We start from the raw sequence: 12,561 nt of genomic DNA, 5'->3' as shown, positions 1-12,561 counted from the left end.
CCCGAATTGAGACCGCGCGTGGTTGTCGATCAAGCGATATCCATTATTCCTTGCGAGCGTACGACCATTTGAAGCCGAGGCCTTCGATCCTGTCGGCGCTGGCCCAGCCAAAGACGGTTTCGAATTGCGTCTCGCTGCCGATCGGCGGTTCGCTGCCCCAGGGCTTGCCGATGTCGCGTCGGCCGCCGCCAACGATGTGCCCCTTGTTGGTCACGAAGTAGAGCGAATACAACGGATCGCCAGGGCCACCATGGGTGCCGTATGCGGCGGCGATGAACTCGTCCTTGCCCAGAGTATGCGTTCGCTTGTTACCCGACGCGGCATAGGCGCCCCAGGTATTCATGCCGCCCGAGCCACGCGTGATGTGGAGACCAAGCACCCGGTCGCCTGCCGTGTTGAGATTGATCCCGATCTCGGTGATCGGAATGTTCGCTGCAACGACCTTCTCGCCATCGAATTCGGTGCCTCTCTTGGCGCCGAAGAGCCCCGACTTTGAAGTGACGCGCACAGTCTTGGGCAACTCCTTCAACGCGGGATTGATATATCGCCAGACGAGCGCGGGGCCAAACAACGCATCCAGCTCCGCGTTGAACTCCTCCGTGACCTGGCGTTTGCGCTCCTCATAGACCTCCTTGCCTTCGGTACGGCTACGCTCGAAATAACCCGTGTCGGCGACATAGCGAAACCCGTCGTAACGATCCTCGACCACGAAGACGTCATGGTGCGCCTGCCCATTGACGTAGGTCATTTGCTGGGACAGCTCGATGTATTTGAGGCGCCACTCCAGGGTCTTGGCGCGTGCCTTCTTTGCGCCATCGACATAAAGCGTCACGCGATCCTGCAGATCCTTGAGCAATCCCTCGGGATCGTCGGATTTCTTGCCGTAAAGTTCTTCAAATTTGTCGTAACGCTCGCGCAATGCGGAGAGATGCATCGTGCCAAGGGTGAGCAGATGCGGGAGTGTTTTCTCCGGCGCGCGTTCGTCGAAATAATAAGGCTGCGAGGATTCGAGCTTCTGCAATACCGCCGTCATCCACGTCCCTTTGTCCGCGCCTTTCGTGGCTTTCGCATATTGCTTGAGGTTGTTCTTGATACCTTCCATGTCCTTGGCCAGATTCTTCAGGTACTCCTCGTCGATCATCTGTCGGGCGACATTGCGCACGTAATCGCGAATCTGATCGACCAGGGCTCCGTCGGTTTCCGGCCAGAACAGGCCGAGAAGAAACTTCACGCCGCCACCGGCCGTAGGAATCAGGTTGACCAGCGAAAGCACGGAGTCGCGAATGGGATCCACGCCACGAAGCACCGCTTCGCGCAGCGCGCGAGGCTCGATGGTGGGCCCGCATGGCACCAGCGAAAACTGGAAGTGCTTGCCGCCGTTCCATATCTGCTGCACCAGCGGCACCCCATACGCTGTCCCGGCTTCTTTCATGCAGAGAAACTTCTGGCTTTGCCGCGCTCCGATGTAGTACGCACCGTCGCCCGCCGGTAATAACTCGAATTGCTGATTGGCCGAATAGTCGTGCCTGTCCCACTGGATGATGCCCACGCCATCGGCGGTCGACTCACCAGGCACATCGAAACTGCGTCCGCTGAATCGGGCCACGATGTTGTAGTACCGCCCGGTCTTGTGAAACTGGAACTGTTGATACTCCCCACCGACCCAATCGCCCTGCTGGATCGGCATGCCTCGTTCGGGCTTGTTGTGATGGACTTCGACAACCTTCCCGCTGTGTTTGGCGACGAGGCGGTAGTACTGCCCTGGTACGGGTTCAAATGACATGTGTTCCCCCTGGTTTGTGTTTGCTACGGTTGGTACTGCTTTTATTGTGAGAACGACTTCGGGGCTCTAAAAACCCCTTCCTAATCGTCGTCCCGGCGTAGGCCGGGACCCAGTGGCTTTGCAATCGGTTATCGCGAGAGCCAACAAGCAGCTGCTCCATCGCGAAAATCTAAAACTGAAGTCACTGGATTTCGGCCTACGCCGGGATGACGACTAGGGGGTTATTCGAAGTTCCCCAAAGTCACTCCCACAAGGCGTCACGCTAAAACAATCTCGGCACGCTCCAGCGGCAACCAAAGCGTGAAACGTGTTCCTCCCGGGCTCGAATGCCATGCCGCCTTGCCACCTATGGCTTCGGCCCGGCGGCGCTGGTTATGCAAACCACGTCCTGTGGCAGAACCAAGCGCCTTTTCCACATCGAAGCCTTGCCCGTTGTCTTCGATGGATACCCGCACGCCATCGGCTTCCAACGCAGTGCCGACACGAATCCGCGCAGCCTGGGTGTGGTGAAGAATGTTGGAGAAGCTTTCCTGGACGATGCGCAAGATGTGCAGCGCGCTGGAGCGATCGAGCCAGTGGAGCGCAGGCAGTTCCCGCACCTCCCATAGCAACGTGATACCCGCCCCTTCCAGACGCGGCCCCAGCCGGAACCGCAGTGTGGCGAGCAGTAGCAGCAAATCCGCTTCGATCGGCTCCATCGAGTCGATGGTCAGCTTCAGGTCGTCCAGGCAGGTCTTGAGGATCTGCGAGAACTTCTGATCGCTCAGGCCGCCATGCTCGACCAGGCGAATGGCACTGATCAGCGACGAGCCGACGCCGTCATGCATATCCTGCATCAACCGCTGCCGCTCGTCGCTGATCGCCCGCTGCGTCTCGGCTTCGCGCAATCGATGGTGGGTCAGTTCAAGTTCCGCTTCACGACTTTGCAAGCGTTGCGCCAGGCTGGCGTTGATCCGTTCCACTTCTCCGATCGCAGCTACATACCGGCGATACATGAGAATGCCGAAGGTGGCGAAGGTAATCGCATTGGTATAAGCGCCGAGATACCAGCCTTCCGGACTGATGACATTGTTCTGCACCGCCCAGTCGGATACGCCCAGCAAGGTGCACAGGAACAGGCCCGCCGATACCAATCGAGCCTCCTTGGAGTGACGCCCTGCCAGCACCCAGCCGGCGATACTGACCATGGCGCTGGTCAGCCCGGTGGCGGCGTAAATCAATGGCGTGACCTTGGGCGTGTTGGGCCAGACCGCCAGCGGAGGCAAGGTCAACAGGCCGACCAGCACGGTCGCGATCATCATGCCAAACGACACGACCCGCAGCGGCCGCCCATGCAGCCGGCAAATAAACAGATGCACCACCGTCACCAGCCACAACAGCGAATTGACTGTGAACCAGGCAAACCAGTCGTTGGCGATGGGGACGGCAACATAGAAATGAAGCCCGCGCAGAAACGATACGGTCGCCAGCACGAAGAAATACACATAGCCCGTTTCATGACGGCGCTTGAACCATACAAAAAGCGCGAATACGCCAACGGCCATGAACGCGGCATTCAACATGCCCGGCAACTCCTGCTGCAGCCATTGGCGTACGTGATAACGCGGACGCAAGGCAGTGGCCTGCCCCAGCCATAGCGATGACAACGCAACCTGGGTGTCCTGCGAATGCTCGAGACGAATGAAGATCTCCATTCCCCGTACCGTCGGCGAACCGTCTACCGGTTTATCCAGGACCACCCATAGCGGCGTGCGGGTGCTGTTCCATAACGACCCCTCCTGCTGCGCACGATGTACCAGGCGGCCATTGACGTATATGGCGATGGTGCCATCGGTTTTTACCCTTGCGCCGTACAAGGCCAAGGGACCGGACCCATCGGGTACTCTCGGTGTCGTGAGCCTGAGCCACGTCACCTGGCTGGTATGCAACGCCGCACCGGCCTTGGCCTGGCGCAACAAGTCGATCGGCAGGGCCAGTGGCAGCGTCACCGGTTTCCATGCATCGGGCAGATCGCTACCGCGCCATTCGGTCGGAGGTGCGGTAAAGCCGGAGCTGCCCTGAACCTGCCAGTCGGCGTGCGTCAAATGCTGGACGATATCGGGGGATGGATTATCTCTCAGGCCCGCATATCCCGTGAGCATAAATGCCAGCAATATCAAGGAAAATATAGCCACCACAACGGCAAAAGGCGGCACAGAAAGACTTTTCATTTCCTGAGCATATCGCGAGTTTCGGACCCCGTGACAATTGAATTCGATAATGTCGCGCGGCTGAAAATAAAGTGAGACGGAGGGTATAGCGGCCCGCCCTTGCCGCCTCAAGAGCACGCAAGCGTGCCCTTGAGTCTTCATCGTTACGCAATCAAGGGTTTTGCCAAAAACCGCCTGTTGAATTGCCAAGAATATTGATCGAGTCGTAGTCCGTTTTTGTCAGATACTGACCCGTCGTGGTCGACCAGAGATGCGGCTCCTTGGTCGGGTATTCGGCAAGCAGCTTGTATCGCGAACCGATGGCGTAAAAACCCGAAGTGAACTCATGGCTGCCGCCCTTGGGCACATTGCCATAGCCGATCTGCCTGCCGAACGGCTCGTAGATGGTGATCCAGACATCCTGGTCGGTCATGTTGAATACTTTGAATCCAGCCATGTGTTTTCTCCTGTTGGCTTGTACCTGCTGACGCGGCGAACGGTGACATTCGCCGCGGAATAAGCGCCTTGCAGCCTGCGGCTGCGATCAGGGCCGGATCGGGTTGAGCGCGGTAAGGTGCGCTTCGCCCGACAGCGGCTTGTACACATAGAGCAGCGCCGGAAAGCTCGGCGACGGCAAGGAAGTGCTGGTGCCGGTGCAAAGAAAGCAGTAGTTCGTCCCTGCCACCACCTGGGTGGCAACGGCCAGAGGCACGTACTTCACACCGACCAGGCCACCCAGGGCCTCGGTGAGCACGGCCTTGGCTTCAGCCGATACGTCGTAATTAAACTCGCCCCAACCACCAATGATCTGCGACATGGTTTTTACCCCCTGATGACGGCCGCACGAGAGATGCCTGTAGCCATGCGACCAATAGCTGCAAGCGGGAAAACCGGTTAACCCGTCTCCCTGACCGGCAGAAATTTGATTTATAACCGTGGCATTGTCTGTAGAACAAAGGCGCTACAATTGGCAATGGAAATCCGCCGTATATTTATTGACTAATGGAAGCCGCGAACATTGATTCAAATCCGCCCCTGATTAATATCGCGATCGTCGAGGACGACCCTGATTTTTGTCTGGCCATAAGCCAGGCAATAGGCGCCGCGGCGGATATGCGTCTGGCCAGACAGGCCAATACCCGCGCGCAAGGTCTGGCGATAGTGCAAGGACCGCCGGTAGACGTGCTGTTGGTCGACCTGGGATTGCCCGATGGTTCGGGGATCGATGTCATCCGCGCAGCGGCATCGCAATGGCCAAGCTGCAGCATCCTTGTCAGCACCCATTTTGGCGACGAAACGCACGTCATGCGCTCGATCGAAGCCGGTGCCGCCGGCTATCTGCTCAAGGACAGCTCACCGGCCAGGATAGTCGAAGAAATCCGTAGCGTAGCCAGTGGCGGCAGCCCGATCAGTCCGATCATCGCGCGGCAGATTCTCGCTCGTTTTCGACAAGGCATGGCCAGCACCGGCGTTACGCCCGAGCCCATAGCCCCGCCTCACTTGTTATCGGGGCGCGAGAAGGAAGTGCTCGACCTCATTACCAAAGGTTTCACGGCACAGGAAATCGCCCGGCTCATGCAACTGTCGCATTTCACCGTGCGGTCGTTCGTGCGGCGCATCTATAGCAAGCTCAAGGTTACTTCCAAGGCCGAGGCGATTTACGAAGCCAGGACGCTTGGGCTGTTGCCGGATTGACATGAGCGATAGAGATACTCCGACTTTCAGGACTTCGAAAAGCCGAGGAACGCCCAAAACCTGGCTAGCTTGTAGGAGCGACTTCAGTCGCGACCGTTCAGCGCGAGGTATCAACGGTCGCCACTGAAGGGAACCTCGAAAAGCCTCAGTTTTGATCGTCGCCCCGGCGAAGGCCGGGGTCCAGCGTCTTCAGTACGTTGTGGCGTGAGGCGCTGGGTCCCGGCCTTCGCCGGGACGACGAATAGGAAAGGCTTTTAGAGGTTCCCTTCAGTCGCTCCTACAAAGATCCCGAAACACCGCTTGGGAGGAAAAGAGTCATGAACATCCGTCGATTCTCCTGGCTAATCCTGATGTCGCTATGGATGGCGCTATGGGGTTGTACAACGCAACCCGTATCGCACGTTCAATCATCGAGCGCCCTTGCCAGGCGGGTGCTTTCCAGCGCATCCCCCTCGCCCCTGTCTTCTGCGGACCACCCGGTCAACTGGTGGTTTGTCTTCAAGTTCAACGCCAAGGCGTTCCCATTGTGCGGAGCCGCCCAGCAGGAAACCTGCCCCTTCGGCGGCACGCCATCCACACGCGACGTCGGCCAGCAGTTCGTATTCGCCACCGACGACGAAGGCAGCCTGACAAAGGGCGCCACCTGCCTGGGACAAAGTGCCGACGATCCACTCGGTGCCACCTTCGGGCAGATATACACGGGCAAGTACTACTACGTCGTCTGGAACGACCAGTTCTACAACGATCCGCAGATACCTGGCTGCAGCCAGGAGTGTTCGGCACCCTGGGCGCATTCGAAGGGCATGGTGGCCTGGGACGACGACGGCAACGGGATACTTCTGCAGGTCACCACGCCATCGTGGCCCGGCTCGGGCAGCGCGGCTCAACCTCGGGCGGCCGGCAATACGCTGGGCTGCGTATCCAACGACAACAACATCAAGTTCAGCCAACATTTCTTCGCCCTGCGTCTGACCCACGACGATCTGGCCAAAGTTCTCAAGGCGCTGGGCAATGCCAGCGTAGCGACCGATCCGGCCGATGCACAGATCGTCTCCAACGGTGGCCCGACGGATATCCAGTCACTGGTGGCCGCGCTTGGCAAGAAGTCCACCAGCACCACCGTATCCAACGACATGTTGTCGAGCGGGGTGGAGATGATTTCCAAGCCGTCCGCCCTGCACGTGCCGCCATGGCAGATGGTCTCCGCTGTTCTGGGCGGGACCTCACTGAAGGTGGCCAACTGGTGGGCGAATCCCGGGCAGATTCCGGATACCACGGCGTCGACGCCGATCGGCTGCTGGGATGCGAGCCTGGGTAAACCCGGCGCGGTGGTCAATGCCACCAGCGGCCAATGGGATGGCGTTCCGTTCGGCCTGGAAGGTGGCGCCAGCGACGATCACAATCACGCCAAGGTGGGTATAAGCACCGACAACGGCAGTGACGAGGTTATTTTCGGCGACATGAACCAGGACGGCGCGCTCAGCGGCAACTGCAAGGCGTCGCAGAACGGCCGTGGCGGCCTCTTCTTTGTTGTTCACGACCAGGCGCTCAATCAGGGCCTGTCGGCGATGATGACCAGCCCCTGAGGCAACCTTTCACGGCCTGCCCGGCACTCACGCGAACGAGACGCTTGAGGTAGTCGACCGCATGCATGTTGGCGAGCAGTACCACGAATTCATTCAGACCTCGCCGCGGGACCAGGCGGTACGCGACAGGTTTCTGAAGATGGCGTTGGATCTGCTGCCCGAGGGTGCGGATGTACTCGATTTTGGCGCCGGTACCGGTATCGACGCGAAGACGTACGCCGCCCATGGTCACCTGACCTTCGTGTATGAGCCCTCGGCGGCGATGGGCGAGTATCTGGCGCAGCACTGCCGTGACGAAATCGCCCGCAACACGGTGATTGCAACGGCTCCACCCTTGACCTGCAAGGTGCAGGGGGTCACGGCGAACTTCGCGGTCCTCAACCATTTCGAGGATCACACCTCGCTCTTTGAAGATCTGTCGCACGTAGTGCACCAGGGCGGCTTCGTCCTGGCCAGCATGCTCAACCCTTATTATCTTGGCGATGTGCGCTACGGCTGGTGGCGGGCGAATCTCTTGAATCTGGTGCGCCATGGTCGCTATGCCATTTCGAGCGAAAGTCGCATCCATCGTTTTGCCCCGCGCGTAGTGGCTCGCGCCGCGGCACCCTACTTCCGGCTGGAACGACTCAGCCCGCGAGGCTTGGGACTGGCCACCGACCTCTATATGTTCCTGCTGTTTCGGCGCGTCTGAGATGTGGAAGGACTGGGTAAGGCCGCTGGTTCGCCCCCTGCCGCAATGGTCTACGATCGCCGTGGCTCCTGCGCAACAGGCGGTCATCGCCACCTTGCATTGGGCTGGTAAATCGGCGGATGTCACCGCAGACCATACTGTCGCTTCGCTCAAGCCGCTGACGATCGCGACCAGCCTCGATGCGGGCGAACGTCCTGTACTTGAATATCGCGATCGCTCGACGGGACAAACGCTTGGCGTACTACGACTGGTGCGGGCGGCGTCAATTGCCGCAGAAGAGACGCCGCTCGCGTTGTATCACGTCGCCAGCGGCTCACAACGCTGTCTCGGCTGGCCACGACGCCCGTGGAACGCGTGGCTTCAGAGTCGCGCCATGTCGAAAAGCCGCGCGCCGCATCACCTGGCCATGGACGCTGCCGCCGTACAGCAGCTGATGATTGCCTATCTGTGTCCGCGGCCGGTCGTTCTTGTTTCCGTCGACGCGCCGGGGCACCGGAATATCTTTCCGATGGATCTGATCGGGCCACTGGAGCACAGCGGACTGTTTTCACTCGGACTGCGTAGCACCAACGTTTCCATGCTCGTCATGCGCGAGGCGCGCCGGGTAGCGCTGTCGGACATCCCGGCGACAATGAAGAAGGTCGTTTACCAGTTCAGCGAGCACCATAAACAGCCGCCCGCAGACTGGAATGCGCTTCCGATGTCCGCTCGGCTGTCGCGAGAGTTTGCCATTCCCGCGGTCGCGACGGCGTTGCGTATTCGGGAACTGAGTATCGTGCACAGCCAGGAGATCGGCTCGCACATGTTTTTCCTCGGCCGCGTCGTTTCCGACGAAAAACTGGCAGAAGGCGAGCAACTGCACCACACAGCGGGCTTTCATCAAGCCTATCGGCGCCGACAAGGCACACCGTTTGCCGAAGCCTGATCCCGGCCTTACGTCCCCCAGAATGTGAGCATGCTGGCAGTCAGTGCCTGGCGGTTTCGGAGCAGGTAAAAATGATCGCCCGCGAACGCGTGGCAACTGAAGCCCTCCGTTGCCCAACGCTCCCAGGCCTGAATCCTGTCGAGACTGATGTGGTTGTCGTCGATGCCTGCGTACGCCGTGATGGGAAGGCGCATCGGGCAGTCGCCCGATACGCTGTATTCGTCGATCAGATTGAAATCGGCGCGCAGGGTCGATAGCACGATCTGGCGAAGCTCGGGATGTTCGAGAACCTCCATGGGCGTGCCGCCAAAGCGCTCCAACAGTTGCAACAGCTCCGTGTCGCCAAGTCGCGCGCGCGATATCTCCCTGCGGCAAAGGTGCGGCGCGGGCGATGCCGATACAAACAGGCGTTCCGGAACCGGCTGTCCGCGCTCGTGCAGCTGACGGGCCAATTCGAAGCCGATCACGGCGCCAAGACTGTGGCCAAAGAACGCAAAAGGCAGGTCCAGCGGCAAGACTTCCATCAGCATGTCCACCAGGACACGCATATCGGTCACCGGCTTTTCCTTGAAACGAGTCTCCCTTCCTGGGGTGGCTACGGCCAGCACATCCGTATGCGCAGGAAAATCCTTGTGCCATTCCCGAAACAACGAAGGGCCACCGCCCGCATGGTGGAAGCACACCAGGCGACGCTGCGCAGCGGTGCTTGGGCCAAAACGCTTGAACCAGCGCTCTGGCGACATCGTAGGGCTTTGCAAGCGCGCCTCCTTCTCGAACGTCATGGGGTCGCCGGCTGTGCCAGCACGATGCCATTCTGGCGCTTCCTTACCGCCAACCAGATACGCCAGAAGTACATAGCACCAATGGACGCCTCGAAGATCGAGCCGACGACCCAGCAGGTGGGCAGGAAGCTGGCGTTGCCCAGGTGAGCGGCGGTGATCGCATAGGTCACCGGAATGCTGAGCACCCACAGCAGCACGATGCGGGTGCTGAACAGAAATCTCGTCAGGCCGAAACTTTCCAGCACCGCGCCGCCGGTCATGGAGAATGCAAAGGCGACCGTGTAGAGCCACAGCACGCGCGCGGTCGCGACAGATACCTGTCGAATCTCTTCGGGCTTGTCGGGCAATCCGAACGGGGTCAACAACAGCGTCGGCGTCACTATCTGGAAAAAGGCGATGATGGCGACATAGGTCAACTCGATCGCCATCGTAACGAAAAGAATTCTGGGTATCTGCGGATAGTCTTCCTGGCCGAGCGCATTTCCACACAACACGCTGCAACCAATGCCTAAGCCGATAAGCGGAACGCCGCCGATATAGTTGACGGTCAAATTGACGTTGTTGGCTGCAAGCCCAATCGTGCCCAGGCCAGCGACAATCCAGACGAATGCCGCGCTTCCAAGATTGGTGATACCCGCCGAACCGCCGATGGTAAAGCCCTTTCTTATGCGCGAGAAAAATTCGCTCCCGATCGCATCGCCACGCTTGAGTATCAGCCCTTTCAGATGACCCCAGACGTCTCTGGGCATATAGGCCAGATAGCAAACCAGCATGATCAGCGTACCGGACAAGGTCCCCAGGGCCGAACCGCGCATGCCGAGCTCGGGCAAGCCGTACTTGCCAAATACCAGGCCAATGATCATGACGATGGATACCAGCTGGCCGATCAGCCCGACGATCAAGGTCACTCGTGTTTTACCGATCCCGCTGAAATAGGACGAAAGCGCCATGTTCAACGTCATGACGCTACCGAAGTAGGCCGACCAGTAAAGGAACTGCGATTCCAGATGGGTAATTGCCGCGGGTCGATTGCTCAGGAAGGGAATCAACTCGATAAGCGGTGCCATCACTAACAGGATGGTGGCGAGCCCGGCGCCAACCAGGATGCCTACCGCGGCCTGATACGCAGCCTGCCCCTGCCCTGACCGCCCGAACGCCTGCGCGACGCAGGACCTCGAAAAGCCTGCAAACCCGGTAAAGAAGGTAACGATCGCCATCGCGGTATGGATGGCCGGACCGGAGGCGACCAGGGTGTCGCTCGAATACCGCGCCAGGCAGATGCGATCGACAAGCATCATGATCAGGTTCCCGAGCATCGCCCCCATCAAGGGAAACGAGACATTCAGGACTTTCCTGGCCACCCGGAAATAGAGGCCGGCATCATTCGAGTTCAAGGCGATGTTCCTCGCACAGCGGCGCCAATACTAAACACGGGATTTCAGCCGCACAGGCACCGCGCTGGGCCCCATGAAGAAATTCATGACCTGCAGGACCGGTGGCGCGCTGGTATCGAACTCCAATTCAAAGTTACGCATGATCATCGATACCACGACCTTGACCTCGGTCAGGGCCAGGAAGCGACCGGGGCACAGGCGTGCACCGCCACCGAACGGGAAAACCTTGCGCGAGGGATCGTCGTCCCGGTGCGGCTTCTGCTCGAAGATCCAACGCTCGGGCTGGAAGAGTTCGTGCTGCGGGAAGTGCGCGTCGTCCAGCCCGTCACCGAAGTTCGTCGGCACGAAGATCACCATGCCTTTCGGGATAAAGGTATCGAGGATGACGCTGTCGTTTTTGCTGATGAAGCCAAGGAAGGGTGTCGCCGACCTTAGCCGCTGGGTTTCGTTATGCACCGCATCCAGATAAGGGAACTGCTTCATCTGTTCCCATTCGCGCGACAGCGGTGCATCGCCCAGAACCGCGTCGACTTCGGCCGTCAGCTTGGCGGCGGCGTCGGGATTTTTCGCCAGCATGTTGATCATCCAGGCGATGGAGTTGGCCGTGGTGTCGATACCGCCCACCACGCTTGCGATCGCGTTGCTGATGAGTTCCTGGTCGGTAAAGTCCGAATCGGGGTCTTCGCTCGCAACAATCATGGCCTCCAGCATGTTGGCCGGCTTGTCGCGCAGATGCGGTTGCTGCTTGAGGCGCTCGCGTGTGCTAGTGATAAATCCGAGCACCGTCTGCTCGACATCGGTCGCGGACTTGTCGGCCGCATGATCTACCGGCAGCTTGAAGTGATGCCAGTAGGGGTATAGCGCGGTGCCCCGGCTGGCAAGACGCTCCAGCAGGTTATCCAGATTGTGCTGCAACTGGTTGTCGTCGTCATTGACCACGCCAAGGTCGTAACCCATGGCGATACCGACGATGATGTCGAGTGCCAGCGCCTTCAGGTCGCGACGCAGGTCGACAGGCTTCCCGCTCGCCAGGGCGGCCTTCCAGCGCTGAAGCATGCGCTCGGTCATATCTCCCATGGTGGGAAAGAAGTTGTGGATGACGTCGAAGCTCAAGCCGCCCATGACCAGCTTGCGCTGCTTGCGCCAGTCATCGCCCTCGGCGGTGAATACGCCGCCCACCTTCAGCTCGTTCATCCGTGCCCGAAGGCCCCGGTTGCGCTCGAAACCGTCAGGGCGCTCTTTCAGCAAGCTGCTGATGGCCGCGCGGTCCGAGACGACCACGATCGGGATGCCGAACGCATTCAGGCGATAGATCGGCCCGAACTCGCGGATGAACTTCGCGAGCTTCAAATGCCATTGCTGCCCGCGCATCTGCAGCTGATTGCCGAAGAACGGCAACCCCTTCGGTCCAGGCAGATCGTCGACCGTACGCGAATACTTCAGTTCGCCCACGTCTTCCACATCCAGTTCAGAGGCTTCAGCGTTCGTGTTCATGATGACTTTCCTAAAGTGCAAG

The 12,561-nt window shown here is 59.5% G+C and carries 11 protein-coding genes; 4 read left to right on the top strand and 7 right to left on the bottom strand.

Annotated features, from left to right (window positions below):
* Positions 1-43: 43 nt before the first annotated feature.
* The 4 genes from ACZ6WW_RS18750 to ACZ6WW_RS18735 all read right to left on the bottom strand — a co-directional run bounded on the left by ACZ6WW_RS18750 (position 44) and on the right by ACZ6WW_RS18735 (position 4,789).
* Entirely contained in the window at positions 44-1,783 is a 1,740-nt protein-coding gene (locus tag ACZ6WW_RS18750) for an RICIN domain-containing protein (RefSeq protein WP_465275538.1), read from the bottom strand.
* Positions 1,784-2,040: 257 nt separating this feature from the next.
* Entirely contained in the window at positions 2,041-3,993 is a 1,953-nt protein-coding gene (locus ACZ6WW_RS18745; RefSeq protein ID WP_465275537.1) for a sensor histidine kinase, read from the bottom strand.
* 151 nt (positions 3,994-4,144) lie between these two features.
* Positions 4,145-4,429, bottom strand: coding sequence for a hypothetical protein (locus tag ACZ6WW_RS18740; RefSeq protein ID WP_281848906.1), 285 nt, complete (start codon positions 4,427-4,429; stop codon positions 4,145-4,147).
* Between the two features lie 87 nt (positions 4,430-4,516).
* Positions 4,517-4,789 (bottom strand): hypothetical protein, encoded by a 273-nt coding sequence (locus tag ACZ6WW_RS18735; protein ID WP_281848907.1) that lies wholly within the window; start codon positions 4,787-4,789, stop codon positions 4,517-4,519.
* Positions 4,790-4,974: 185 nt separating this feature from the next.
* On the opposite strand from ACZ6WW_RS18735, the gene ACZ6WW_RS18730 reads away from it, so the two are divergent.
* From ACZ6WW_RS18730 to ACZ6WW_RS18715, 4 genes are all read left to right on the top strand, one after another.
* Positions 4,975-5,667, top strand: coding sequence for a response regulator (locus ACZ6WW_RS18730; protein ID WP_465275536.1), 693 nt, complete (start codon positions 4,975-4,977; stop codon positions 5,665-5,667).
* Between the two features lie 317 nt (positions 5,668-5,984).
* Complete coding sequence (locus ACZ6WW_RS18725) at positions 5,985-7,253, top strand: deoxyribonuclease II family protein (protein ID WP_465275535.1); 1,269 nt, start codon at positions 5,985-5,987, stop codon at positions 7,251-7,253.
* A gap of 61 nt (positions 7,254-7,314) precedes the next feature.
* On the top strand, positions 7,315-7,944 hold the full coding sequence (locus ACZ6WW_RS18720) for a class I SAM-dependent methyltransferase (RefSeq protein WP_465275534.1): 630 nt from the start codon (positions 7,315-7,317) through the stop codon (positions 7,942-7,944).
* A gap of 1 nt (position 7,945) precedes the next feature.
* Positions 7,946-8,869, top strand: a complete 924-nt coding sequence (locus tag ACZ6WW_RS18715; RefSeq protein ID WP_465275533.1) for a flavin reductase — start codon at positions 7,946-7,948, stop codon at positions 8,867-8,869.
* An 8-nt stretch (positions 8,870-8,877) separates the two neighbouring features.
* Here ACZ6WW_RS18715 and ACZ6WW_RS18710 read toward each other — a convergent pair whose 3' ends face one another.
* From ACZ6WW_RS18710 to ACZ6WW_RS18700, 3 genes are read right to left on the bottom strand one after another with little or no spacing between them, the layout of a single operon-like run.
* Positions 8,878-9,627 carry a thioesterase II family protein gene (locus ACZ6WW_RS18710; RefSeq protein ID WP_465275532.1) on the bottom strand — a complete coding sequence of 250 codons (750 nt, stop codon included), beginning with the start codon at positions 9,625-9,627 and terminating at the stop codon, positions 8,878-8,880.
* Positions 9,628-9,647: 20 nt separating this feature from the next.
* The gene (locus ACZ6WW_RS18705; protein WP_465275531.1) at positions 9,648-11,045 is read right to left on the bottom strand and encodes an MATE family efflux transporter; all 1,398 of its coding nucleotides are present in this window, start codon (positions 11,043-11,045) and stop codon (positions 9,648-9,650) included.
* 30 nt (positions 11,046-11,075) lie between these two features.
* Positions 11,076-12,539 carry a cytochrome P450 gene (locus ACZ6WW_RS18700; RefSeq protein WP_465275530.1) on the bottom strand — a complete coding sequence of 488 codons (1,464 nt, stop codon included), beginning with the start codon at positions 12,537-12,539 and terminating at the stop codon, positions 11,076-11,078.
* Positions 12,540-12,561 lie beyond the last annotated feature (22 nt).

This window comes from Dyella sp. NPDC103356 (genome assembly GCF_055584465.1).
Note: the sequence above shows the minus strand (reverse complement) of the source record. Positions and strands in the feature narration are given on the sequence as shown.